At 41.6% G+C, this 26668-nt stretch carries 22 protein-coding genes and 1 pseudogene; 10 read left to right on the plus strand and 13 right to left on the minus strand.

Annotated elements, in window-relative coordinates:
- Nucleotides 1-163: 163 nt before the first annotated feature.
- The 5 genes from ABKW31_RS20165 to ABKW31_RS20185 form a co-directional block, all read right to left on the minus strand.
- The gene (locus ABKW31_RS20165) at nucleotides 164-607 is read right to left on the minus strand and encodes a hypothetical protein (protein ID WP_348618398.1); all 444 of its coding nucleotides are present in this window, start codon (nucleotides 605-607) and stop codon (nucleotides 164-166) included.
- A 471-nt stretch (nucleotides 608-1078) separates the two neighbouring features.
- Complete coding sequence (locus ABKW31_RS20170) at nucleotides 1079-1339, minus strand: hypothetical protein (RefSeq protein WP_348618399.1); 261 nt, start codon at nucleotides 1337-1339, stop codon at nucleotides 1079-1081.
- Nucleotides 1340-1454: 115 nt separating this feature from the next.
- The gene (locus ABKW31_RS20175) at nucleotides 1455-1826 is read right to left on the minus strand and encodes a hypothetical protein (protein WP_348618400.1); all 372 of its coding nucleotides are present in this window, start codon (nucleotides 1824-1826) and stop codon (nucleotides 1455-1457) included.
- Nucleotides 1827-1952: 126 nt separating this feature from the next.
- Entirely contained in the window at nucleotides 1953-2459 is a 507-nt protein-coding gene (locus ABKW31_RS20180; RefSeq protein WP_348618401.1) for a helix-turn-helix transcriptional regulator, read from the minus strand.
- A 223-nt stretch (nucleotides 2460-2682) separates the two neighbouring features.
- On the minus strand, nucleotides 2683-3195 hold the full coding sequence (locus ABKW31_RS20185; RefSeq protein ID WP_348618402.1) for a hypothetical protein: 513 nt from the start codon (nucleotides 3193-3195) through the stop codon (nucleotides 2683-2685).
- Between the two features lie 1051 nt (nucleotides 3196-4246).
- Between ABKW31_RS20185 and ABKW31_RS20190 the strand changes: the two genes are divergently transcribed.
- The 5 genes from ABKW31_RS20190 to nhaD all read left to right on the plus strand — a co-directional run bounded on the left by ABKW31_RS20190 (nucleotide 4247) and on the right by nhaD (nucleotide 9670).
- Complete coding sequence (locus ABKW31_RS20190; protein WP_348618403.1) at nucleotides 4247-4846, plus strand: hypothetical protein; 600 nt, start codon at nucleotides 4247-4249, stop codon at nucleotides 4844-4846.
- 179 nt (nucleotides 4847-5025) lie between these two features.
- Nucleotides 5026-6270, plus strand: coding sequence for a GGDEF domain-containing protein (locus tag ABKW31_RS20195; protein WP_348618404.1), 1245 nt, complete (start codon nucleotides 5026-5028; stop codon nucleotides 6268-6270).
- Nucleotides 6267-7556, plus strand: coding sequence for a glycosyltransferase family 4 protein (locus ABKW31_RS20200; protein ID WP_348618405.1), 1290 nt, complete (start codon nucleotides 6267-6269; stop codon nucleotides 7554-7556). The genes ABKW31_RS20195 and ABKW31_RS20200 overlap by 4 nt, the downstream gene beginning before the upstream one ends.
- Nucleotides 7557-7569: 13 nt before the next feature.
- Nucleotides 7570-8040, plus strand: coding sequence for a hypothetical protein (locus tag ABKW31_RS20205; RefSeq protein ID WP_348618406.1), 471 nt, complete (start codon nucleotides 7570-7572; stop codon nucleotides 8038-8040).
- A 385-nt stretch (nucleotides 8041-8425) separates the two neighbouring features.
- Entirely contained in the window at nucleotides 8426-9670 is a 1245-nt protein-coding gene (gene nhaD, locus ABKW31_RS20210) for a sodium:proton antiporter NhaD (RefSeq protein WP_348618407.1), read from the plus strand.
- 50 nt (nucleotides 9671-9720) lie between these two features.
- Here the strand turns inward: nhaD and ABKW31_RS20215 are convergent, their stop codons facing one another.
- From ABKW31_RS20215 to ABKW31_RS20230, 4 genes are all read right to left on the minus strand, one after another.
- Nucleotides 9721-10458 (minus strand): gluconate 2-dehydrogenase subunit 3 family protein, encoded by a 738-nt coding sequence (locus ABKW31_RS20215; RefSeq protein ID WP_348618408.1) that lies wholly within the window; start codon nucleotides 10456-10458, stop codon nucleotides 9721-9723.
- A gap of 1 nt (nucleotide 10459) precedes the next feature.
- Nucleotides 10460-12142 (minus strand): GMC family oxidoreductase, encoded by a 1683-nt coding sequence (locus ABKW31_RS20220; RefSeq protein ID WP_348618409.1) that lies wholly within the window; start codon nucleotides 12140-12142, stop codon nucleotides 10460-10462.
- Nucleotides 12143-12152: 10 nt separating this feature from the next.
- Nucleotides 12153-12848, minus strand: coding sequence for a DUF1080 domain-containing protein (locus ABKW31_RS20225; protein ID WP_348618410.1), 696 nt, complete (start codon nucleotides 12846-12848; stop codon nucleotides 12153-12155).
- Between the two features lie 238 nt (nucleotides 12849-13086).
- Nucleotides 13087-13587: an RDD family protein gene (locus tag ABKW31_RS20230; protein WP_348618411.1), complete on the minus strand. Its 501-nt coding sequence runs from the start codon at nucleotides 13585-13587 to the stop codon at nucleotides 13087-13089.
- A gap of 302 nt (nucleotides 13588-13889) precedes the next feature.
- Between ABKW31_RS20230 and ABKW31_RS20235 the strand changes: the two genes are divergently transcribed.
- Nucleotides 13890-14126: a DUF2892 domain-containing protein gene (locus ABKW31_RS20235; RefSeq protein ID WP_348618413.1), complete on the plus strand. Its 237-nt coding sequence runs from the start codon at nucleotides 13890-13892 to the stop codon at nucleotides 14124-14126.
- 202 nt (nucleotides 14127-14328) lie between these two features.
- Nucleotides 14329-14487, plus strand: a pseudogene (locus tag ABKW31_RS20240) (hypothetical protein); the annotation flags it as partial.
- Nucleotides 14488-14936: 449 nt separating this feature from the next.
- On the opposite strand, the gene ABKW31_RS20245 reads toward ABKW31_RS20240, so the two are convergent.
- From ABKW31_RS20245 to ABKW31_RS20260, 4 genes are read right to left on the minus strand one after another with little or no spacing between them, the layout of a single operon-like run.
- Nucleotides 14937-15386, minus strand: coding sequence for a YaiI/YqxD family protein (locus ABKW31_RS20245; RefSeq protein WP_348618415.1), 450 nt, complete (start codon nucleotides 15384-15386; stop codon nucleotides 14937-14939).
- Between the two features lie 43 nt (nucleotides 15387-15429).
- Nucleotides 15430-16335, minus strand: a complete 906-nt coding sequence (locus ABKW31_RS20250) for a hypothetical protein (RefSeq protein ID WP_348618416.1) — start codon at nucleotides 16333-16335, stop codon at nucleotides 15430-15432.
- A complete protein-coding gene (locus ABKW31_RS20255; protein ID WP_348618417.1) occupies nucleotides 16332-16955 on the minus strand; it encodes a sigma-70 family RNA polymerase sigma factor in 624 nt (207 codons plus the stop codon). Before ABKW31_RS20255 ends, ABKW31_RS20250 begins: the two co-directional genes overlap by 4 nt.
- Nucleotides 16933-18756 (minus strand): VWA domain-containing protein, encoded by a 1824-nt coding sequence (locus tag ABKW31_RS20260; protein WP_348618418.1) that lies wholly within the window; start codon nucleotides 18754-18756, stop codon nucleotides 16933-16935. The genes ABKW31_RS20255 and ABKW31_RS20260 overlap by 23 nt, the downstream gene beginning before the upstream one ends.
- A 298-nt stretch (nucleotides 18757-19054) precedes the next feature.
- On the opposite strand from ABKW31_RS20260, the gene ABKW31_RS20265 reads away from it, so the two are divergent.
- From ABKW31_RS20265 to ABKW31_RS20275, 3 genes are read left to right on the plus strand one after another with little or no spacing between them, the layout of a single operon-like run.
- Entirely contained in the window at nucleotides 19055-20176 is a 1122-nt protein-coding gene (locus tag ABKW31_RS20265; protein ID WP_348618419.1) for an efflux RND transporter periplasmic adaptor subunit, read from the plus strand.
- A 10-nt stretch (nucleotides 20177-20186) separates the two neighbouring features.
- The gene (locus tag ABKW31_RS20270; RefSeq protein WP_348618420.1) at nucleotides 20187-23540 is read left to right on the plus strand and encodes an efflux RND transporter permease subunit; all 3354 of its coding nucleotides are present in this window, start codon (nucleotides 20187-20189) and stop codon (nucleotides 23538-23540) included.
- Nucleotides 23533-26619, plus strand: a complete 3087-nt coding sequence (locus ABKW31_RS20275; RefSeq protein WP_348618421.1) for an efflux RND transporter permease subunit — start codon at nucleotides 23533-23535, stop codon at nucleotides 26617-26619. Before ABKW31_RS20270 ends, ABKW31_RS20275 begins: the two co-directional genes overlap by 8 nt.
- The last annotated feature ends 49 nt before the right edge of the window (nucleotides 26620-26668 follow it).

Here is a 26668-nt window from a genome sequence, read left to right on the forward strand (position 1 = left end):
ATTCAGGTTCAGACTCAAAGAATCCTAATAATTCGTATTGTTCAGGAAAGTGATCCATGCCTTAAAACACCTAACGCCCATTTAAGAGGCTGATAATAGTTTGCTAAAATTGTGAAGTGAAGCGGAACCGAGCAAACTGTTAACAGTCCCGCTTGAAATTTTTTTATGTGCAGTTTTCGCGTTGCTGGATTTTGCTAATAGTTGATAATGATATTCCCGATAGGATGACAATAATTAGCGCAACTAAATTCATGTCCACAGATGAGCCTTCTAAGTTAAATAAAATACCTAAATCAAGGGACCAAGAGACATAAAGCCCAACAATGATAATATAATTGTACGAGGTAGTGATTCCCCCAAATAGTTGTATAGCATAAACCCCAAGACATACTGCTAATCCAACCCGCTTCTTTTGAAATACTAAAATACCACCATAAATGCTTACACAAATAGCGACTATTGAAACCAACCAATATACTGTTTCCTCCCAAGTGGAGAAGTTAATGAGACCTGAGATGATGTTTTGGCTGCTGAATAAAGCTAAGGCACCGTTAGCTAAGACACAAATGAATAGAAGCGTTGTAAAAATATTATGTTTGTTGAACATATTACTTATCGAATCCTTGATTAATAACCATTTCTGCTATCGCACATAACAGTTAAATGATACGGACCCAAAGAACTGCATATTAATTTTTATGTTTTCTATTGAGCCAGAACTCTTTAACTATCTCTTTTTAAACATTAAATCAATTAGATAATTACACATGATAAGTAAAATTATGGTCATGAATATAAATGCGCCTAATAAAGTTGAGCTACCGAACATCAATTCATTTTGCATATAATGAATCTGTGGCTCAGAGCCAGAGAAAACCTTTATAGATATAGAAATATATAAACTTAAGAAAAGTATTGTAATTATGCTCAGACCGATTTTCTTAATCATGACTCAGTATCATCCTCTAAAACATAACGCTCGCCTGTGGGGCGATTATGAGTGTTTTGCAACGAAGTTGCAGCGAGTAATTGTCCCAGCCCAACTCGTTGGGTAAGCATAAGGCGTTTATTATGTGTTTTACATGAAAATATAAAAGATTACCCCAAGAACTGGAATTGCCATCCACAATATGGGAGAGCCATACCAAGGAATTGGACCTTGTTTATCTACTTTAAATTTTACGATAAACATATAGTGCGTTACAGGAAATAAAACCAAACAAGCGATAGAAACTATTACAAATTTTTGCAGACTAGCATCGCCGTTAAGGAATGACCCAAAAGGCAAAAGTATGCAAAAAACAAGCAACACCCAATTATTTTTAAAGTACTCTTTCATAACATCCTGTTTGTCAAAAAATATGACACATAACGCTTAGCTAATTGACTGCCGCAGCGCAGGCAGTCCAGTGGAGGCTACGTCGTTTGTAGCCGGAACAAAGTTAAGCAATTTGTTAACTGCCATTGCTGATAATTACCAGCTCTTTTGGGTTGCTAACAAATTGCACTGTAACTGCTAAAACAGCAAGAGCCACTCCAAGACCAATGCAAAAACGCGAAGCTTGTTTGTACCAATGCTCGTTTTCTCTTTTGTCGAAATGGTCTGCAATAGTGATGAATAAATTTAAAGATCCAATCACTGCTGCGGCAATGAAGAGCCATAGTGCCGCCCCTTCAAAGGTAACTCCATTAGTTCCTCCTTTTCCAGGCAAATGAAACGATTGATTTGTGAAGCCTATATAAGCAATAACAAGAAGACCAATACCCCAAACTAGGTTAAATAGTCTCTCAGCTGCTGGAATCTGATTAGCCTGATATTTATCCATCTTCCCTTTGACAGTTAACGCCTCGAGCAATGGCTAAGTGATAGTTGGCCAAAATGTGAAGCGAAGCTAAACCGAGCAAACTGTTAGCAGTCCCGCTTTAAATTCTTGTTATATGCCATTAGTCATTTAGTGCTCAGAAGTGGAGTTGCTGTTATTGCTTTGCTTACTTAAAAGTTTGGATACTTTTTCTTGCTCCCATTTTTCACCAAATGGTTGGAATACCTGGTATGCATGGCCTGCAATTAGCACACTAAAGGATATAAATACTACGATCAATGGACCTAAGTTTTCACCTTGGTTGTAGTTGGGCAACATAAAAAAAAGGAAGATTACGATTAGAAATGCAGAGGATGCATAAAAATACTTTATAGATTTAACTTTCTCATGCGCATCGTTTCGCAGAGATTGAGCTTTGACTATATCCACGTCTTCTTTTTGTGATGGTTGTTTCTCATTCTCTATTTCATATATTAATTCGTCTGTTGAAATTTCAAAAACAGCGGCCAGTGATTTCAAAGTTTCAAGCCCTACACTTTCTCCTTTTTCTACTCGCTGGATGGTTCGGACATTCAAGCCGCTCAAATGCGCAAGTTGTTCCTGTGACCAAAGTTTATTAAGCCTTAATGTCTTCATAGCTATAGCTCATTCCTTATTCGATTTTTACGAACTGTATATCAAAAACTTGCTGTCGGTAATGACAATTAAGCGACACCAGCCGACAAAAAAGTAAATTTGTTTCCCATGTCCTGCCTCGCGACGCCGCCATAAGGGGTTAAATAATAGTTGGCTAAAATAGCGAGATGCGAGCACAGCCAGCTATTATGTGTCCGCTACTTTATGGCCTTGTTATACGCACTTAAGCTCGAAGCCTTGCGATTAACTTAACAATACCATTAGAATTTATCGCACAATACAAACCAATAATGATTTCTACAATTGTTGTGATTAAAGAATTCCAAATATATGCAATATTAGCCTCATCATGCGCAGCGTAGGTATTAGCTTGCAGTAAACCAATTATGTTACTTACGAGATCAGGTATTGCCCAAGACAAAATATAAACACCTAGGATAGTTATACCTGTAACTTTGGCTATTTCTAAATCACTGCTCAACTGAGGCGAAGCTTGAGCAGATTTAGAATATAATAATTTTGATACTGATATAGGGAACTTAATCATTGTTAAAGAAAGAAAAATCGCCGCAATTGAAATACCCACATATATGTACATTAAATTGCCTGTACCTTGAGATATTGATTTATATAGATTGATAGACTCAATAATCTGAGGCATATCTTTAAGTAGCATTACGAAAAGAAATATACCTAATAATCTGATCCCTAGAGCGATAGATTCAATTGTCTGCATAGTTTTCCTTATGTGTATAATGCCAAGCTAAGCGGAGAATACTTGCGATTTGGCCGAAGGCCAGCGAGTATTTTTCCTTGCTTGAGCGCCTTGTTATTTTTTGTTTGCATGAAACAAGCGTTTATATGCTGTTATTGTAATATGTAAGAGCACAGCAAATATAAAAGGCGAAAGCAATAGAATAGACTTTTTATTAAAACCGAATGTTAAGATCCAATACGTGGAATAAAAAATCAAATACAAAACTTGCCCGCTTGCAATTAACCGTTTATTGAAAAAATTATCTAGACCTCCCGCTAAGACTTTAATACTTCCGCTCATTCCAACCAACAGGTATATGAAAAAAGCAATTTGGAAAGATGCCGACTCCAGACCGTTGTCAAACCACATTACTAAGAATGCTAACGTTACTAAATAAAGATGAAGTTGCTTTCCAATATTCACAATTTTTTAATCGCCCAGAAAAACCTAACGCTTATTATCTAGACGTCTCAGTAAATTCCAGACATCCACGTGGATTAATAATCCTAAGTTTACCAATAATCAATAAGTTAGAAAGCATTTTGAGCACTAAACTTACCTTTCAAATAGGATATTACTGAGAAGTGCAGCAATAACAGATTCATTTTTATAAAAACATAGCTAAATCGATAACCTATGACAAACATCGAGTTTTTTGAAGGGTATTAGTGAGACTTTTCAGTAACACACCCGATATGTTTGATGGATTTAAATCGCACAAAACAGCGCTTTGAATGGAAGTTTAAAGTTGAACATCTGCTTTACTTTGCATAGGCGATCTTCATCGCAGCTCAGCCAAAGTTCCGCTGATCGCTCACCCCCTCATTTGCAATTTAAGCTAAACCAGTTACAAATACCTATGTGATCATTACATCTTAACCAAGGGCGCGAACAGTGTGGGAATATGCAAACGTACCGAAGGGGAAGAAGGTAGCAGCCTATTTAAAAGATCAGTGATTGAGGATGACGCCACACTGCTCCCTGTCCCACTAAAGCCCAATCGTAGGATTGAAATTCGATTAGTAGTAGCATGGGTAATGAAGCGGCTGACGATGGTGCTGATAACCTGCCTGCCGAAAAAAATAACTATATGGTTTATGGCTCTATCGCCGCTAGAGCCCTAAACGCTGAACTACACACTATTTCTCAAAGCGGTATAGGTGTGATGATAAGCTGGTTTGATTTTATTAGGCCGCAATTTTATGACCAGCTACGTGCAGTGGGCAATAATGACAGTCAGTGGGACTTTGTCCAATGGACACCAAACGTAGTCTTAATTAATTTAGTGCGAAATGATAAGTGGTTAATCGACAATGTAAAACGCTTGCAGCCTATTCCAACTGATAACGAAAGGGTGAGCTATTATCAGGAATTGGTGACTAAAATTCGTACACGGTATCCCAAAGCTCAAATAAATTGTGCCCTTGGCAGTATGGATGCTACTCAAAATAACAAATGGCCCAACTATGTGCGCCAAGCCGTAAACAATTTACAGCAAGCGGGTGACTATAAAATCGATACTTTATTTTTTAAGTATACTGGGTATAACTATCATCCACGTATTACCCAACATAAGGCCAATGCTGCTAAGTTAGGGGCCTCTATTCGCCAAAAAACACACTGGGATTAGCCCCTTTTATTAATATCGAACTATAAATGCGCGAACTAAATAGCCTAGTTATCTGGCATATACCCCCACTCAAATAACGTCAATATTTTGTGCTAAACATTAAATTGCGTTTGGACTTAGTCCATCTTTTTCACCTACAATAGCCACACTGTTGATTATCCTAAGTGTTGTTGCCTGCTGTGTTTGCATTTGCCCTACAAGGTATATTTCGTTTTTTAAATTTGGCTCTTATTCCTCTAATATTGTTGTCTGTCGCTGGGCTGTTATATTATTTCCAACCACTGCTGGTGAGTCATACATTTCAACGTTTGCCTTGGCTACCTCACATTGCTATTGGATTTGCCTGTGCCATTGCTTGGCAGTTTGGTCGCAGCCGTTTAGTTTACTTAGGCCTTATTCTGTTCGCTGTTATTGCGCCCATAAACCCGCACTGGCCATTCAGTGAATACATGTTGCAGGGGCATGTTAGTTTTGTCATCTTGACAATTTGTTGGTTGATGCTCAGTAAAGACAAGGGTTTTTCGCCCAATAGCCTAATCGTTTCTGGCTCAATTCTCGCTGCTTTAGCGCTGACTAGTGCCTATTTATTACCCCTAACAAATACACATACTCTCGTCCAACACTGGTTATTAACACCGAGTACCGCCTGGCTATTTCGCTTGTGGCCCGCCTTGTATCAGTGGCTTACTGCTAGTGAATTGTTGCTGATTCTACTTAGTAGCGTCATCGCACTATTTAGCAGTATTTGGCGAGTTAATCATAGCCAAATTGCCCTTCTGCTTGCTTGGTTGAGCTATCTATTTGTAATGACCCATACAGGCAATGACGTCAAGGTTTTAATGGTGACGACGCTTGCTATCATCATTGCCTTTAGCGTTATCAAAGACAGCTTTACCATGGCATTCAAAGATGAATTAACCGGCATTCCTTCGCGTCGAGCCTTAATGCAAAAAGTCGAAACATTGGGACGTAAATTTACCTTAGTCATGTCTGATATCGACCATTTTAAAAAATTTAATGATAGTTACGGCCATGATGTGGGCGACGAAGTGCTTAAACTCGTCGCCAGTAAATTGTCTAAAGTAACTGGTGGCGGAAAAGCCTTCCGCTTTGGTGGTGAAGAATTTGTGATGTTATTTCCGGGACAAACTCCCGAGCAAGTATTACCCCATATCGAGGCAATTCGTATGCTTATAGCCGACTATGATATCGCGTTGCGCACACAACCCAGACCCGCAAAAGCGCCAAAGTCCAAACCGCGTTTACCGGCAAAAGATAAAATAGTTAAAGTCACCACTAGCTTTGGCATTGCACAACGGACTAAAACACACAGTGAATTTGAAGATGTAATGAAACAGGCTGACATCGCACTTTATAGCGCTAAAAAAGCCGGGCGTAATTGTGTAAAAGTGGCCAAACAATGAGCTTGCCTAGGCAAATATTAGTTTTAGGTTACGTATGGCCCGAGCCTAACTCATCGGCGGCGGGTAAACACATGTTAAGTTTACTGCAAGCATTTCAATCAGCAGGCTGGAGTATTACTTTTGCCAGCCCAGCGCTAAAAGGCGAGCATAAAATTGATCTTATTGCACTGGGTATAAAAGAACAAAAAATTGCGCTTAATTGCAGCAGTTTCGATACTTTCATCACTGAGTTGCAACCTAGCATCGTGCTTTTTGATCGTTTTATGCTCGAAGAACAGTTTGGTTGGCGAGTAGCACAATGCTGCCCACAGGCCCTGCGTATATTAGATACCGAAGACATGCACTCCCTGCGAAACGCAAGGCACCAAGCCCTTAAACAACAACGTCAAATCAATCTTGATGATCTAAACAGCGAGCAAGCCAAACGCGAAATTGCCGCCATATTTCGTTGCGATTTAAGTTTGATTATTTCTGACTTTGAGTTCCAACTACTACAGAGTCATTATAATGTTCCCGCCAATCTACTTATCCATACCCCCTTTATGTTAGAACTGGATAAGGTCGCACTGCCTAAGACAGATTACAGCCAGCGCCAGCATTTTATTTGCATTGGCAACTTTCGCCACGAGCCCAATTGGGATGCAGTCTTATGGCTCAAGCAAACCATTTGGCCCTTGATTCGCCAACAACTTCCACTAGCGGAACTGCATGTTTATGGCGCCTACCCACCACCTAAGGCCACCCAACTGCACAATGTAAAACAGGGTTTTATTATTAAAGGTTGGGCCTTAGATGCGGAACAAGTGATGGCGCAAGCGCGGGTATGTTTAGCGCCTTTGCGATTTGGCGCGGGTATCAAAGGCAAATTAACTGAGGCCATGTTATGCGGTACTCCGAGTATCACCACTTGTGTGGGTCGTGAAGGCATGGGACGAGTACCAATAAACGAGTTAAGCAAAAGCGCATTAAATTGGCCGGGTAAATACATAGAGTTTGATGTCGTCCAGCAAGACAGCGTAGCACAACAATTGGCCTTAGCGGCCGTTGATCTTTACCAAAACCAACAACAGTGGCAAGCTTGCCAACAACTAGGCTTTAGTTGGTTAAAACAAAATTTCGACGGTCAAATAATTAGCAGTAGCTTATTAAGCAGGATCGACAGCCTTATGAGCTCGCTTGAACACCACCGAGCCACCAATTTCATCGGTCAGATGTTACAACACCATCAATTTAAAAGTACTCAATATATGGCTCAGTGGATAGAAGCTAAAAACAAAGCCAATTGACAGGAATTTTATAATGCCAAACTACCGTATAATGCTAACAGTTATCTTAACTAGCTTGAGTTTAGCTAGCTTAGCCAACCCCGATGACCAAAACACAGCCAACATAATGCAACCCATTAAAAATCTGTTTGATGGCATGCGAGAGCATGATAGCAGTAAAATTTTGCAGCAATTTACTGAGTCTGCCTTACTACAAAGAACAGATAAAAAAGGCAATGTTACTAGCACCGACATACAACAATTTGCGCGTAACATTAGCCAAAGTTTAGCGTTTTTAGATGAGCAACTCCTCGACCAAGTAGTCTTACAGCAAGGCAGTCTCGCATCTGTTTGGACGCCTTTCGCTTTCTATATTGATGGCAAATTAAGCCACTGTGGCAGCAATAGTTTTCAGTTGGTAAAACAAAATACACAGTGGAAAATTCATTATTTAATTGACGTCAGTCATAGCGGTGACTGCCAAGTCTTTATGAAAGCTTATTAGTCCATTCACCTCGCTGGATTCATGCAATCTTTATCACTTAACTTGTGGTGCTGTTAAATATTTTCATTGATGGACCATAAAACCCAATTAATTTCACCGCTTGTTTACCAATAAAAATACAAATTCAGTAAAAAGAATCTTTCCTATGGTTTCACTTATGAGATTAATTAGTAAGTTTTCGCTTGTGATTAGCGACTTAATTACACTCCAGAATATCCATAACATGCCTGTTTTTAACCATTAAAAATTGGTTATCAACCGATTCTTAACTAAAACTTAAATGACTTATTCTTTGCACTTGTATTTTATGCACATACAGTGCTGGTAATCTCGTTAACTTGGCCTAGAATGCGCGACAATTTTAACGCTATCCCTTAGAAGCTATATGTTTATTAATTATTTTTTAATCAGTTTAGCGGTGCTCGCATTAGCTGGCGTTATCTTTGAAGAAATAACCCACATTAACAAAGCTAAAGTGACCTTGTTTTTTGGCACCTTGGCGTGGATCAGTTTATTTATTTTTGCCCAAAACAGTGCTGACCGGGATATCGTTAACCACAATCTTCGAGAAAATTTAGCCGATATCTCTTCTCTATGGTTATTCTTAGTGGCTGCAATGACGTTTGTCGCTTATCTGAATAAAAAGGGCTTTATAGAAAGTTTATTGCACCGTGCCATGCCTGAATCGATCAGTGAAAGAAAGTTGTTGTTTTTTACTGCCATATTTAGTTTTTTGTTTTCATCCTTAGCCGACAATATCACAGCTACCTTGGTTGCCATTACACTGGTATTGTCTCTAAGTTTACCTCCGAATAAGACCATGCGTTTTGCAGTACTGGTGGTGTTTGCCGTTAACTCAGGCGGCGTTTCATTGATCACCGGTGACGTCACTACTTTGATGATTTTTTTGGCGGACAAAGTCAGCATTCTTAATTTATTCTGGCTTTCTTTGCCCTCATTTACGGCTGTACTTGTGCTCACAGGATTGCTCAGTATTGGCATGAATGGTCGAGTGCGAATAAAACATAAATCACGAGAAATCCGCAAACTGGATTATTGGATTGCCATTATTTTTGTCAGTACCATTGTATTTACTATTTGTGCCAATGTGCTATTTGCCATACCGCCAGTATTAAGCTTTTTAGCCGGTTTATCTGTGATGTTTTTGGTGGCTCATTTTTTCCAAGACAACGATGAAAACGACCCTATTTTAGAATATATCCGTCACATTGAATTTGATACGCTACTATTTTTCCTTGGCATATTGCTATTAGTCGGCATGTTAGAACAAATACAGGCCTTAGACTTCTTGGTTAAACTGTATGAAATTCTGCCACCAGTGTATGCCAATTATCTGATGGGCATTACCTCGGCAGTTGTAGATAATGTGCCACTCACCGCGGCCCTACTAAAAACTAACATTAATATGGAGTTAACTTCTTGGTTAAGCTTAACTTACGCTGTCGGTGTGGGTGGCTCGTTATTAGTGATTGGCTCAGCGGCCGGGATCGTCACCATGAGTAAGGTACAAGGCCTGACTTTTGCTCGTTACGCCAAATATAGTTTACTCTTATTGTTTGCTTATACCTTGGGGTTTTGCATGGTGTTAGGGCTAGGCTACATTATCTAAGCATAGAAAAATGGCGTTAACATAACGCCATTTTTTTATTCAATCGCTTTTTAAAGGCTTAATCCCAATTGTACCAGCAAGCTATCTAAATGTGCCCTCGCCTCTTTACTCGGCCCGGGATAGTCGCCACTAATCGCTACATTACCCTGATAACCTAGGTCTTTACTGCCTGGTGAACTGCAGAAAAATGCCGCCAAAACCAGTCGGCGTAATGCCGCAAACGCCATCGCCGGTTTACCAAATGCGGCAGATGAATACGCTTTTCTAAACGCAATGTCATCGATAATGGCCATTTGTTGGGTGGCCGTAAGTTCGATAAAGCTCTTTTGTGCTCTATATTGCCCTTCAGTATTGAGCCAAGACAATAACGACATCACTTTAATGCGATCTTGCTGCTGACCGCTGTAGGGCGAACTCACCCACTCATTGATGACATCGGGCACTTTGACTTCACTGGCCGATGGCACAGCACCATCACGAGGTACAATAATATCAGCCAATACCGCCACCAATGTTAACTCAGCGCCAGTCAGGGTAAGTGGCCAAGGTGTTTGTGGCGGCATAATTAGATTAGGATCTTTGCCATAACCTGGCGCTGTGATAGGCGGCAAACTTAAAATAGGCCAATGGACCGCACTTACCTCGTTTAGCTCTTCATTGCTGACACACGCGCTTAACAAAGGAAAAGCAGTCGTGGCCGACAATGCTCCCAACCATTTCAAGGTTTGCCGCCGACTTAAGCCCGTCACATAGGGTGTTTCGATGGAAAACATTTTATTATTAGCCATCTTATAAGTCTCCTTTACTGAGCTGCTTAGCCAGCCAAGTTGCGTTGCGCATAGCTAAGGTCATGATAGTTAAGGTACAGTTTTTATGGGGATTAGAAGCAAACACCCCAGCATCCATAACAAACACGTTTTCGCAGTCCCACGTTTGGCCCCATTGGTTAGTCACTGAGTCCAATGGCGATTCGCCCATGCGGGTAGTCCCAACTTCATGAATGATTTCGCCACCTTTTGCAATCGCATCTTTCGCGGCCGGCAGCGCTTGTTCGATAGTGGCCCCCATAGTTTCTAAGATCTGACGCGCTGTTTTTAAACCGTGCTCAACTTGCTTGAGTTCATGTTCAGACCAACGCCAATGAAACTTAACCACCGGTATGCCCCACTTATCAGTTACCGTATCATCAATTTCCATATAACAATGCTCATTCGGTAACATCTCCCCACGCAGAGCAAGTCCAACATAGGCACCATATTCTAACTTAACCGCATCTTTAGCTTGATTACCGTAGCCGTCAATATAACCAGAAACATTTGAACCAGGTTCACCAAAACCACTGCCTATTTCAAAGTGATAACCACGGGGAAAGTCTAATGCACCTTGTTCTTGTAACTTGTGTCCCCACCAAGGAATAAACAGATGATTAGCCGTATGTCCATCTTCGTTGTATATCGGTCGTCCCCTTAACCCAGGTATAGAAGCCCCCAACCAAGCCCCTGTAGAGTCCATAATATTTCGACCCACTTGCCCGCTAGAATTTGCTAACCCGTTGGGATGTTTACTGCTTTTTGAATTGAGTAATATACGCGCCGATTCACAGGCACTGGCTGCTAGAATGATCACTCTAGCAACTAAGCTTATGGTTTCTGATGTATTTTTGTCCACATAACTGATTGCCGTTACTTTGCCTTGACTATCAACATTAATTTCTTTAACCATGGCATCGGTTATGATCTGCAAATTGCCTGTGGCTTTGGCCATCGGGATAAGTGAGGTGGTGGTTTGAAAAGCTGCGCCAATTGAACATCCATGACCACAAGGTGTAGCATAAAAACAGGCCGCTCGATTGTCTTTAGGACGAGTTAACACGGCACGATGCATAGGAGCAGTAGCTATTCCTAACTTTTTAGCTGCCGCTGCAAGTAATAGTTCAGGTATGCGAGGAGTAGGAGGTGGTTGTAATATTCCTTCTGCTGAATCAGGCATATCATCTAAGCCGGTATTCGTGCCACATACTCCAACTAATTCTTCAGTAAGATCATACCAAGGAGCCAATTCATCATATTCAAATGGCCAATCAGCACCTAAACCATCCCGCGACTTTCCTTTAAAATCATGGTGGCTAAAACGCAAGGAATAACGCCCCCAATGGTTGGTTCGCCCTCCTAACATTCGCGCCCGCCACCACTTGAATTCTGAGCCTTCGGCGGTGGTATAAGGCTCATTAGGAACGGACCACCCCCCGTCTATGGTGGCATCATAATAACCAAAATCTTTATCGTTATTACCCGCCCCCATTAAAGGAGCTTCTCCCTTTAGTTTAAACATAGGTGTTTCAGTTACGGGGTCGTAATCTCGCCCTGCTTCTAGCATTAATACTTTATGCCCAGCTTTAGCCAAGGTATACGCGGCCATTGCGCCACCGGCACCTGAACCCACAACAATAATTTGCCCCATTGATTTACTCATAGTGCGCCACCTACAGTATTTTAATTTTTATATTTTTAAATGCCACGTGATCGCCATGATCTTGTAAGCCAATAAAACCCTCATAGTTCAAGCCAAAGCTAGGCCAGGTTTTAAATTTGCTGTTTGCAAGACGTTCCTGCCAGTCGGCGCTGCCAACCAATATATCAACAGTTTGCACGTCATTTTGCCAAACGTTTAGATTCATTCCACGAAATACAATACGCACGTGATTCCATTGTCCTGCCGGTTTATGTGAGCTAGGCGGTGAAGCTTGCAAGTCATAGAGTGAGCCAGAGCGACGGGTAGAGAGTTTACTGTCAGGATGCCGCTCGTTATCTAATATTTGTACTTCAAGAGCATGTGAATAGACATACTCTGCATCTTCATCAACCCGCAAAAATATACCACTGTTACCCGCTGATGAAATGTTCCAGTCAAGTTGTAACTCAAAATCACGATACGCATTTTTACTCACAATATCGCCCGCGTCTTTTGCGGTCAGGCGCATTTCCCCCTCTATGGCTTGCCATTTTGGACTTAAATCCGAACGTTTAAAATTGCGCCACTGTGACAAGTCAGCGCCGTCAAACATTAGGCTCCATCCCTCTTCTATCTCAGTCTGAGTTAACACATTGTCTTGGCTGAGCAGCGGACTTGAAAAAATCCCACACATAACAACCAAGCTTAGGTGTAAATACTTGCGCATTGAACTTTCCATATCAGGATAATGAGTAGTAAATAGAGTATTACGAAAAGATGAGTTATTAACAATTATTAAACAAGATTAAAACAGTTAACTGGATTATGAAAATTACAGAAAATAGCGCTTGGAGTGATACAAAGTAATCTGAGGGCTAGGCTTGCCGCCCTCCTCGAGCTGCCACAACCTTGATAGGTTCATAAAAGTTGTGGCTAATTACGCTAATTCACAAACAAAATAATGTTTATGGATTTTTAATCACTATTGTTTTTGCTGCAAGGTCGTGTAAACAACGCTTACTTTTAGAAAATATAAATAAGACATTAATGATGGAAAAAAATGCTCCAATGAACGGAATTTGTCCCAGCCCTAGATAAAGCCCATATCTTTTAAATAAGGCGCTTGTTGTTGGGCTTTGTTGGTTAAGATCGGTGATTTTAATCCCTAGTATCTTTTTACCCACTGTTTGGCCACTTTGAACTAAGAATTTGCCATTAATAACCACAAAAATAACAATACCCAACACTGCATACATTAGCATTTGCAGTAACGGGGGCTGTTGACCCGCAGACAAAGACGAAAAGTAACCGGTAAAATAAAATATTGGCATTAATACCAGCATGATAATAATTGAATCGATAATCGATGCGCCTAGTCTCGACCATCGTGATGCTAATTCTAATCTATCGTCTATGAGGGGTACTTTCAGCTCAGATTCAGGCGTTTGATATAAATTCTCTTCCATGTTACTTCCTTATTTTTAATCATCTTATAGTTAGGGATAAATCCATCCAGTCGCCATGTAAAGCGGGTTAAACAATAGCATTGTTCGCATGGCAATTAACACGCGTACCGGCCACTTGCGTAAATGTAAAATAATTTGACCACTCGACGCAACGTTTATAATGATATTTAACGTGAAAGCTGCTTAATCGTGGCCAAAACCTGACTATCCATCATCGATTTAGCAAACCTTGACCTAGATCAATAAGCGCTGCTCACTGTCACTTTATACTTTTGGTGAACTTACACAAAAGGAGCAAAATCATGAAACAGAATGTTGGGATATTAGATACCGCTATCCGCGGAGTCATCGCCGTTATTTGCTTAGCTATTGCTGCAGAGGGCGTCTTACCTCGAGCGGCAACAATTGCTGTGTTGATAGTAGGCTTAATGCTTTGGGCTTCTTCGAGTTTTGGCATTTGTTTTATTTACAAAGCCCTCGGCATAGATACTTACCCTGGCGCTGGGGATGGTCTATACCAAAATTATCCTAGAACATAAATCCACTATGTATGTGCTGGAGTGACGCAAAAAAAGCTAAATAGGCATAGATAAATGCCCAGTTTTCAGCAACAAATGCTGAGTGAGTACAAAGATTGGTAACTACTACATTGGGCTTGTTTCTCCATCGTTGGAATTGAATTCAAGCTCTAGATACACCATGTAAAAAACGAGTCTTGCATTTCTAGGCTAATTTGCTGAAACACCCCAAAATTATGTATTTACCGTTGAATATTCAGTCAGGACAGCTCAAGTGGCAGTTTATGGTGTGTTTGATACCGATAAAAAAGTGCATCCAATGTATGCAGCAACTCACAATCCTAAATATCTATTTGCTGCACTTAAAGTAATTAGTCAATGATTAAATACGCTCTCATCGCATAAAAATAAAAACAGGTCGCGGACAACTGCGCCCTTAAACATCTTTCTTCAATATAGGACGCGTACTTTCGCGTTTTAGCTCACCTGCTTGGATGAATCAAATTGACTTAATGGGCGGTATTTATATTTTACGCTGTCTTACACGAATTATTATGAAAACGCCTCCTCCAACTAAGGCAGCAACTGTACCGGCAAAAAGTTGAGCGATGGGCCACATAGATGCACCACCACCTTGATATGGAACACAATATTCATAATACAAAAGAAGCGCTAAGAGGCTGAGCCAAGGAATAAGTCCAGCGAGGACAAGACCCCAATTGCTCTTAGTAAATTTGGCAACCAGCAAGCCTGCGACTGCCGAATATATAATCAAACATATCCATAGATACATCTAAACGACCTTCTAATGCTAAATAAACGCAATAAATATTAGACCTTTACCTTGGCGAGTATACGGTCTAAATGATTGGCAAACTGTTGACGATCAGCTTGATTTAGCGGCGGCGGGCCGCCGGATTGTTGACCGCTGGCGCGCATGGTATCCATAAAGTCGCGGATATTAAGGCGCTCACCAATATTTTCAGTGGTAAATAGCTCTCCCCTTGAGCTTAATACTTGGCCACCTTTGGCAATCACTTCTGCCGCCAAAGGAATATCACTGGTGATGACTAAATCCCCTACTTCAACTCGTTTGACTATTTCATCATCGGCCACGTCAAATCCACTACTGACTTGAATTGAACGGATCACCTTAGACGGTGGCGTACGTATAAACTGATTGGCAACAAACACGGTTTCAATTTGTTTGCGCTCAGCGGCGCGACAAATAATATCTTTCATTACCGCAGGTATAGCATCAGCATCAACCCATATTTTCATTGTATATATCCACTTTTATGACAATTAATTTTTATTGAGAGACTTATCGTGAATTTAGCCAAAGCTGCTGCTGCTCACGGCTGAGCAAACTAAGCAATTCATCGCTTGCTTGCCAATCCAGAACTTGCTGCTTATAGGCGTTCATTTGAGCGAACAAGGTATCTTGTAACTCACTAACTTGGGTTTTTAATTCTTTTAGTTTGAGGGTATTAAGAGAAAAACGAGCGATGTTATTTTCTCGCAAACTGTCTGGTCTCAACTTGACTCCTTCTTGTTGCTGCAAGATAACAAGTTGGGCTTGTTTGATACTTAACCGTTGTTGCAGCGTTTCGATTTCAAGCAAGACTAACTGTGTTTGTGATTCACCCACTGCCGTGCTCTCTCGTTTTTGTTTTTCAACCAATGTCCGCTCTGTCAATTGTTGTTTTTCTCGCACAGCCTGCTTTGCTAGCGCTGTTTGTTCGCCTTGCAATTGCGCATGTTTGTCCTCTACCACCGTGCTTGTTAACTCGTCACCTGCGCCATCGTTAATACTGAGTCCTAATACCTCTGGTTGCTCCTTTGCTTCAGAGTTCAAGTTTGCATTATTATTTGAATCTCGCGCTATCGATGACTTCGCCGAATCAGGCATCAACTCATTGATTTCTTGGGGAGCAAGTATCACTGAACCGGGCATAAATTTGCTTGTTTGATCAATGAAAATCACGCTAACAAACAGTATCGATGCAGCAATAGATAACGGCCATTGCCAGCGACGCCAACTTCTTTTATCGACGCTTAAAATTTGGGCTTTTGTCTTGAGCGCGGATTCACGCGAGGCCACCTGCTGTTTGGCTAAGTCTAGAATACGCTGGTCTAACTCAGCTGTGGGTTGCTCTTGTTTCAGCGTTGCATATAAATCACTGATTTTTTGCTGTTCTGCTTGTTGGTTTTTGTCCACTTCAGTCATAGGGTAAGCTGTCCTATTTTATGGCTAATACATTGACGTAAGTTTTCATAGGCATAGCGAAGTCGGCTTTTACACGCTTCATAGTTTGCCCCAAGAATCTGCGCTATAACATCTACACTGAGGCCAGCTTCCTCTTTAAGTAAAAAACAGTCTTTTTGTACTAGTGGCAAACCTTGAATGCACGTTTTTAAGGCTGCTGAAGCATGAGATTTTTCGAGTTGCAGATGGGGAGTGAGTTCGTTGACACCTTGACTTTGCCAACTTGGCTCAGATTCTTTACTTTCCGAACTAGGGGCTTCTATCACTCTCTCAACTACCTTGATATGCCTAATATGATCAATTAATTTATGTTGCGCTAAGGTATACAACCATGTCGAGAATTTAGCTTTAATTTGATATTTTGGGGCTTGGCTGATGACCTTACTCCAAATATCCTGAAATAAGTCTTCAGCCAAGGCGTGGTTGCCTAATTGGCGCAAAAAATAACGGTACAAGCCACCTTTATGTCGCTGATACAGTTGCTCAAAAGCAGCAAAGTCCCCCAAAGCATATCGTTGCATCAGGGTTTCATCCGTCTCTTGCTCTTGTTCTTTTTCGTTATTGATGGGCAACATTCTCATTTAACAAGGTCAATCGCCCAGTTGCTAACGTTTTTGGTGTTTTGCTAGTGGCCTGGATCACTTGCGCACTTCGTAATAACTGAATAAATTCAGCTCGATAACCAAATTCATCATGTCCTTTTGCCTCTTGAGCCATGGTCACTAATTGGGTGTAATCCATATTTTGCAGGTAAACACTGTTTTTTAGTTTATGAGCAAAGCCTACCACAGCAATTGCAAAGCGGAAATCAGCTGATTGTTGATTAAAATCAGTTATTTGTTCTTTTTTCAGGGTTTGCGTTAATAAAATACTTTTTTCACTGTCTAGTGGTTTATAACGAAGTTTAACTAGGGCGAGTTCACTGGCGAGGTGAGGTTGTGAGCGGCTGCTGATCGCGCTACTTTTACCCTGAGTTTGATAACGTAAAGGGTCGAGATACTTGTTGTCACTGTTAACTAAACTCACTTCATAGAAAGCTGTGACTTTATGCCCCGCGCCAATTTCACCGGCATCAACAACGTCATTGTTAAAATCTTCTTGCTTGAGTGCCCGGTTTTCATACCCCATTAAACGGTATTCCGCCACATTAGCTGGGTTAAATTCCACTTGAACTTTTACATCTTTGGCAATAATCATCAGGGTCGAATTTAACTCATCAACCAACACTTTGCGGGCTTCATGAATGGTATCAATATAGTAGTAGTTACCGTTACCTGCGTCGGCTAATTGTTCCATCAGGTGATCATTATAATTACCTTGTCCAAACCCTAAGGTTGTCAGTGCAATCCCGGCCTCTTTTTTAGTCTTTATTAAATCGACTAGCCGTTTGTGATCATGAATGCCCACGTTGAAGTCACCATCAGTCGCTAAGATTACGCGGTTAAGCCCATTTTTAACCAAGGCTTGTTCTGCCAAATCATAAGCCAACTCAATTCCCGCATGACCATTGGTGGCGCCGCCCGCTTTGAGTTGGTTTAAAGCTTGTTGAATTTTGCTATGTTGATCGCCAGGTGTAGGTTCAAGTACCACACCTGATGCCCCAGCATATACCACAATAGCGACGCTATCTTTAGCCGATAATTGGCGACTCAGCAAATTCAAGGAGCGGCTCAATAAGGGTAATTTATCAGGTTGATCCATTGAGCCAGACACATCCAGTAAAAATACCAAATTGCGCCCCAGCTCAGGGTCAATCTCAGGCACATAACCTTGCAACGCAATCCTAATTAAGTGTTTTTCACTATCCCATGGTGATACCGCTATATCAGTCTGCACGCTAAAAGGGCCACTTTTTACTTCAGGGCTAACATAGTGATAATCAAAATAATTAATAAACTCCTCTATTCTCACTGCATCAGCTGGCGGTAATACCCCTTGATTCAGCATTCTGCGTGCATTGCTATAGCTCCCAGTATCGACATCAATTGAAAAAGTGGATACCGGTTCCACCACCACTGATTTCACGCCATTTTCTGGCTGATGTCCGTAGGTTTCTTGTGGCTCATGTTGATAGCTAGGTGCAAATGTTAAAACATCATGCAGGCGCTGTTTGCTCTTAGTGTATTGTTGCGCGGCCATGATTGAGCTAGCTTCTCCCTGCTGCTGCGCTGCATCCATCATGATAAGCACAGATTCAGTGGCTTGTTGCTGCCTCAGTTTTTCGCTTGCTTGCTGGAGCGCTTGACTCTGCTTATCTTCAACAACCTGACTGCTGTGACGGGGTTCAAAAGAGCAAGCAGATAACAGACTCACTACTGTGAATATGCTAAGAACTGAGTGATTGCTGAGTATTCTCGCTGCTGCATTTTTACGATTTTTCATAAGATTCCCTTGTGATGAAATTGATTGCTTTCATAGCTATCAACGGCTCACTTGACTCAAGGGGTTTTTATTTTTTCATTTATATTTTTGTGCGTTTAAGGCCTTCCCCTAATAAGCAAATAAACCAAGTTATGGTCAAATTCACTAATTGGAAATATTTTCGCGCTTAAAAACCAAGCAAAAATTCAGCTATGTAATTGTTTTATATTATTTTTATTTGTATGGCACGTTCAATGCAATTCTTTCGAAAATTAGATTCATTTGCTCATTTGAGCTGCATATTTTCAGGAGAAACCACATGACCACCTTTAAACCACATCAACCACTGCACCGTTTAGCAATTTGTGCCGTCTTAGCCTCATCCGCTTTACTCAATGCCTGCGGTAATGCGGAGGCCATTGTTGAGACAGACAAAAAAGAAATCGTGATAGCCGTACCGGTTGAGGTGGCTGTGCTCAGTCAAGGTAGTATTTCTTCTAACTATGCGACTACCGCCATACTCGAAGCTAAAGAAGAGGCATTTGTGGTACCACGTGCTTCAGGTATTATTGAGCAAATCATGGTGGAAGAAGGTGACTATGTTGAAAAAGACCAAGTACTAGCGCAAATAGAACCCCAGCGTTACCACCTCAATTTAGACCGTGCTCGTGCTGACATGGTTGGTATTCAAAAAGAATTGGCCAAAATAAATAAGGTATATAGTCAAAAACTAGTAAGCGACGATACCTTTGATAAACTAAACGCTCAATATGAAAGTGCTAAAGCCACCCTAGCACTCGCCGAACTTGATTTAAAAGAAGCTACGATTACCGCCCCTATCTCAGGGTTTATTGCCGAACGTAATGCCAAAGTGGGTAACCTGACTGAATCGTTCCAACGGGCTAGAATGTTTCACATTGTGCAACAGCAAGAACTCTATGGCATCGTGTATTTGCCTGAAAAAGAACTATCTCGAGTGCACAAAAATCAAAAAGCCATGCTTGATTTAACCGCTTTTGGTGGTCAAGATATTGAAGCTTTTATTGAGCGGATAAGCCCGGTCATCGATCCTAAAACCGGTACGTTTAAAGTGACCTTACGTGTGCCTAACGATGATCACTTGCTCAAATCAGGTATGTTTGCCCAAGTTAAACTTAATTATGACACTCATAACAATGCGATATTATTGCCACGTAAAGCCTTGCTTGCTATCGACAACAGCATCAACGTATTTGTAGTAAAAGACGGTATTGCCACCAAAACCCCTATTCAAATCGGCTATCAAGAAGGTGAGTTTGTTGAAGTGCTTGCAGGTCTTGACGGCAATGAGCAAGTGGTCATTACCGGTCATCATAATCTACGGGATAAAGCCCCTATTGAAATCGTCAATAACGATAAAATAGCGCCGAGCACTGCTCCTACTGAACTTGCACGTCGCTAAGGTCAAGCCGATGAATATTGTAGATATTGCGGTTAAACGCCCCGTCACCGTTTGGATGTTTACCTTTGCTATTATTCTTTTTGGCATGGTGTCTTTGTCACGCTTAGCCTTAAATTTATTGCCTGAATTGTCCTACCCTACTCTCACCATCCGGACCGACTATATCGGTGCGGCACCGGCCGAAATTGAACAGCTGGTATCAAAACCCATTGAAGAAACCATTGGCGTTGTTAAAGGTGTGCGTACCGTCACATCCACCTCAAAGGCCAGTCAATCTGACGTATTACTTGAATTTGAATGGGGTACGGACATGGACTTAGCCAGTCTTGAAGTCCGTGAAAAGCTCGACACTTTACAATTGCCTTTAGACGTTAAAAAACCAATATTATTGCGTTTCAACCCCAGCCTTGATCCCATTATGCGTTTTGGTTTTGTCGGTATTACGCCGCTTGCCACTTTGCAAACCCCCACCCCAAATGCCAACACTGAAGCTTCGGTGACACCAGCGGTGCTTGATGAACAAGGTATAAAAACCCTGCGAATATATGCCGAAGAGCAAATTAAACGTCAGTTAGAATCAGTGGCCGGTATTGCTTCGGTTAAAGTAGGTGGTGGTTTAGAAAATGAAATACAGGTGCTGGTTGATCAAGACAAAACCAGTCAACTCAATATCAGCGTTAATGATATTATCAAACGTTTAAAAGAAGAAAACGTCAATACCTCGGGCGGACGAGTAGAAGATGGCTCGCAGGAATTTTTAGTCCGAAGCTTAAATCAATTTGAAAGTTTAGATGAAATCCGTGATGTTTTTATTGCCAATCGTGAAGGTAAAAATATTCGTTTAGGGGATATAGCGCAAGTAGTAGATGCCTTTAAAGACCGTACTTCAATGAATCGTTTTGGAGGTTTTGAAGGCGTTGAAATTGCTATCTATAAAGAAGGGGATGCCAACACAGTTAAAGTGGCAAAAAATATTAACCTTCGAATCGAACAGTTACAGCAAGAAATTCCCGCTCAATACCAATTACAGAAGGTTTATGATCAAAGTCGCTTTATCGCCAACGCTATCGAAGAAGTAAAATCGTCGGGCTTAATCGGCGGTTTGTTGGCCATGTTTGTTTTGTATTTATTTCTTAAAAATATTTGGCCCACTTTAATCATTTCTATATCGATTCCAGTCTCCATTATTGCCACCTTTAATTTGATGTATGCCAACGATATCAGCTTAAACATCATGAGCTTGGGTGGTATCGCCTTAGCCATTGGTTTGTTGGTCGACAACAGCATTGTGGTCTTAGAAAACATTGACCGTCATAAAGCAAAAACCACAGATTTTAAATTGGCCGCCGCCCTTGGCACCAAAGAAGTATCGATGGCAATCATCGCCTCAACTCTCACCACCATGGCGGTATTTTTCCCCCTGGTATTCGTTGAAGGGATTGCCGGACAGTTATTTGCAGATCAAGCCTTAACCGTGACTTTTGCTTTAGCCGCTTCCCTCCTGGTTGCCTTAACCTTAATCCCCATGCTGGCGGCACGTGAGAAAACCGCTACTAGCACTGACACAGCAAAGCAACTCGACCTGGGTGACAGTGCGCCGAGTACCAAACCCACCAGTAAACTCGGCTTAACCGGCTATTACCTTGTATGGCCACTGCGTTTGCTATTACGCACCGTGTTTTATTATTTACCCCTACTTATTACTAGCCTCGTTATCACTTTATTTAGGATAGTAAGCAAAGGGTTAGGTTACATATTTAAACCTATTTTGTGGGTTTTTGATCGCTGTTTTACCCTACTAGAGCGTTACTATATTAATGGTTTAGCCAAGGCATTGCAGGCGCGCACATTAGTGCTGGCTGGGGTAATTATCATTGCTGGACTTTCGGCCTTATTATTGCCCAAATTAGGCATGGAGTTGATCCCCGATATGGCCCAAGGTGAGTTCTACGTTGAAATCACTCTGCCCAGCGGTTCGCAACTTGAATCAACCGATGCGGTTATTAACCAATTGGCCAAATTCACTGAAAACTTACCCGCTGTGGCCCGCACTTATTCCTTAGCCGGTAGTGGCAGTTTAATGAATGCCTCAGCCAGTCAAGGTGGCGAATACTGGGGTAAATTAAATGTGGTATTAAAGCCCAAAACTGATGCAGTAAGCAGTTTATTGGTCATGGATAAAATGCGAGGATATTTATCTCAGCAAGCTGGTGTACAAAGTAAGTTTGGGCAACCTGCCCTATTTACGATGGCCACGCCGCTGGAAATTGAAATCAGTGGTTATAACCTTGATGAGCTGATGGCTAATAGTCAAAAATTACAGACTGCTTTAAATTCAGATTCACGTTTTACTGATGTTAAATCTACTTTACAAAGTGGTAACCCCGAACTAAAAATAAAATTCAATCACGCAGCTTTAGGGCAACTAGGCTTAAATGCCGCTGATGTGGCTAAGTTAATCGCCATTCAAATTGGCGGTGAAGTCGCTACCAAATACAACATCATGGATCGTAAAGTTGATGTATTAGTCCGCACCCAGCAACAGCAGCGAGACTCGGTTGCTGACATCGGCCAAATTATTGTTAACCCAGGGGCCGAACAAGTCATTCCCCTCAATGCAGTAGCGCAAATCACCATGTCGGTGGGTCCCAGTGAAATTACACGCGTGGGTCAGCAACGTGTTGCCTTGTTAACCATGAACTTAGGCTATGGTGATTTAAATGATGCGGTAATTGCTGCAAAGCAACATCTACAACAGCTTAATTTACCTATCAATATGCAAGCCCGTGTGACCGGCCAAAGTGAAGAAATGGAAAACAGCTTTACCTCACTTAAATTCGCCTTAGCCCTCGCCATATTTTTGGTTTATTTAGTTATGGCTTCACAGTTTGAATCCTTACTGCATCCTCTGCTGATCCTATTTACGGTGCCGCTCGCTTGTGCAGGCTCGGTTTACGGTTTGTATCTGACGTCGACCAATGTCAGCGTGGTGGTATTTATTGGCTTAATAATGCTCGCGGGTATTGTGGTGAACAATGCCATTGTATTAATCGACCGCATCAATCAGATGCGCGCCGAGGGCCTCGACAAAGCCGCAGCAATTATGGCCTCGGCCCAAAGTCGTTTGCGTCCTATTTTAATGACCACGCTAACTACCTCATTAGGTTTATTACCCATGGCGATTGGCCTCGGTGAAGGAGCAGAAATTCGCGCACCCATGGCCATCACAGTCATATTTGGTTTGTCATTTGCAACCGTACTTACCTTGTTTTTTATACCGGTTATTTACAGTTTATTTGACCGTAAAAACTTTGCGCCTAATTCCCCAGTACCCGCTAAGCCGCTGGAGAAAGTCTATGGATAAGTTTGAAAGTGCAGGTGCAGCCTTAGCCGATTTTGCTATTCGCCGCCCAGTGACCGTTTGCATGTTCTTTTTCTCCATGCTGGCCTTTGGTTTATTGGCTAGCCAATTATTACCTTTGGAGAAATTTCCAAGCATCGACATTCCAGAAATTGCCGTACAAATACCTTATCAAGATGCCACACCGGCAGAAATTGAAAAGATGATCACCCGTCCGGTAGAAGAATCCTTAGCAACAATGCCAGGTATAAAACGTTTGCGCTCTCGCTCCACAGAAGATGGGGCAGAGATTCAATTAGAATTCGCTTGGGATGAAAACCTTAAAGCCAAAGGCGTAGAGGTAAGAGAAAAAATAGACGCCATTCGCAATCAACTGCCCAGTGATGTTGAGCGAGTATTGGTCTATCAATTCAATACCAGTGACATGCCAATATTTTCACTACGCGTTTCGAGTGAGCGGGATCTGTCTAATGCCTATGACTTATTGGATCGCAACTTAAAGATGCCCATCGAAAGGGTACCTGGAGTGTCAAAGGTAGAGCTTTACGGCGTGACTAAAAAGCAAATTGCCATTCGTTTAGACTCAGAACTGATGGCTGCGCTGCAGGTCAATACTAATGATTTACGTGATAGTTTGCGTAAGGTCAATTTTTCCATGAGTGCAGGCCATTTTATTGACGAAGATCTACAGCAAAAAATTACCGTTAATCCTCTTGGTGAAATGTCGAGTTTAGATGAAATCCGCGACATCTTCGTTAAAACAAATGTGCGCTTGTCAGATATCGCCGAAATTAAATTTGAAACCCCTAAACGCACTGAAGGCCGTCATTTAGATCAATCCTATGCGGTCGGTTTTAACATCTACCGTGAATCGAATAGCAACATGGTTGAAGTAGCTCAGCGGGTCATGGCAGTGATTGATGAGGCCAACACTAACCCAGCTTTTAATGGCATTCATTTGTATATCATGGAAAACGAAGCTGAGAGTGTTACGTCCTCCTTGGCAGACTTGCTCAATGCTGGCTTGTTAGGCTCCTTGTTATCACTGTTAGTGCTGTATGCCTTTTTACGTAATATCACCAGTACCTTATTAGTGGTGTTATCTGTCCCTTTTTCAATTTGTATTACCCTAGGCTGCATGTATTTTATGGGGTACTCCATCAATATTTTGTCAATGATGGGCCTGATGTTGGCCGTAGGTATGTTAGTGGATAACGCCGTGGTCGTAACCGAGAGTATCAATCAAGAAAGACAGCACAATGATGATCCTGTTGCAGCAACTAAAGCGGGGGTAGCTAAAGTCAGCTTGGCGGTTATCGCCGGCACTGTGACTACCGCTATTGTATTTTTGCCTAATATTGTTGGGGCCAAAGTTAATGTAACCGTATTTTTAGAGCATGTTGCTATTGCCATTTGTATCTCGTTGTTTGCCTCTTTGTTAATTTCTCAAACTTTGATCCCCTTGCTCAGTAGCAAAATTAAGTCAAAAAAATTAGTCGATAAAAAAGCTCAGCCTAAATCGCCCGGTAAAATTGCCCTCGCCTACGAAAAAGTCTTACGTTGGTCACTCGCCCATCAAGGTTTGACTTGTGCCATTGCCGTTGCCATTTTGCTCAGTACCGCGATCCCGATGGGCACTGTGACCAATGATGCTGACGCCGACAATGACCAAAACCGAGTGTGGATGAACTACGATATTCAAAGCAGCTACACCCTAGAAGAAGTCGAAAAAACCGTGGCTAAAATGGAAAGTTATTTGTATGCCAATCAAGAAAAATTTCATATTAAACAAGTGTATAGCTTTTACACCGCCGGATTTGCAGTATCGGGTATTACTTTACAGGATGATCTGCCTTTAAAGCAGTTTGAAGTGAAAAAGTTAATCACCGATAATATGCCCAAATTTGCTCGTGCAAACCCCTCATTTCAATGGGAACAAGGCAATGGTGGAGGCATACAACTCACACTGTTAGGCGATTCTTCTGAAACACTCAATCAAATCGCTAAACAAATTTTGCCTGCTATCGCTAACATAGACGGCCTAAGTGAAGTAAAAACCGATAACGCCAGTCAGAAAGAAGAGCTACAAATCAAGGTTGATCGTCAAAAAGCCTTCCGTTTTGGTTTAAGCAGCGATGACATTGCAAGCGTGGTTGCCACTGCCCTACGTGGCACTAATTTACGTACTTTTAGGAACAGCGAAAGTGGTGAAGTCGCCATTCGATTGATGTTTGATGAGGGCTTACAAAACTCAATTGAAGCATTAAGAAACCTCACTATCAAACGTGAAGCGGGGCAAAATGTTAGCCTCGACATGGTAGCAACACTAACCATCAAGCCGCGTTTAGCCCAAATTAATCGCAGTTATCGCCAAACATCAGTCACTATCGGAGCCAATTTGGTCGAAGGATTAACCATGGAGCAGGCCCAAGAAAAAATTACTGCTGTAATGGCTTATATGCAATTACCCAGTGGTTATAGCTGGACATTTGATGGCGGATTTACCCGTCAAAATCAAAATGAAGACGCCATGCAAACCAATATGTTGTTAGCCGTGTGCATGATTTATATCGTGATGGCGGCTTTGTTTGAGTCATTATTGTTACCTACAGCAGTGATTACCTCTTTGCTATTTTCTATGACAGGTGTGTTCTGGGCGTTGTTTATCACCGGTTTGCCTATGTCTATTATGAGTATGATAGGCATGCTTATTTTAATGGGCATAGTGGTAAACAATGGCATCGTACTAGTAGATAGAATTAACCAGCTCATCAATATTGGTTACGCGGCACAGCAAGCCATTATCGAAGCGTGTTTAACTCGGGTTAAACCCATCTTAATGACCGTTGCAACAACCGTGTTGGGTCTGGTGCCATTAGCCCTAGGTTCGACCCGCATAGGCGGTGATGGGCCGCCCTATTCCCCCATGGCTATAGCCATTATTGGTGGATTACTGTTTTCCACTTTAACCAGTTTGGTATTAGTACCACTGGCCTATTTGTTGTTACTAAAACTCAGACTAAAAACCACCCAAATGGTTACCAACAGCAAACTATTAGTCAGTCGCTGGGTTAAGGTCTAGTCAGTAAAAGCCCTACAGGAAAATTGTGCAAGGACGCACTTTGGTTTAG

The organism is Paraglaciecola sp. 25GB23A (genome assembly GCF_040012495.1).
Taxonomy (GTDB): Bacteria; Pseudomonadota; Gammaproteobacteria; order Enterobacterales; family Alteromonadaceae; genus Paraglaciecola.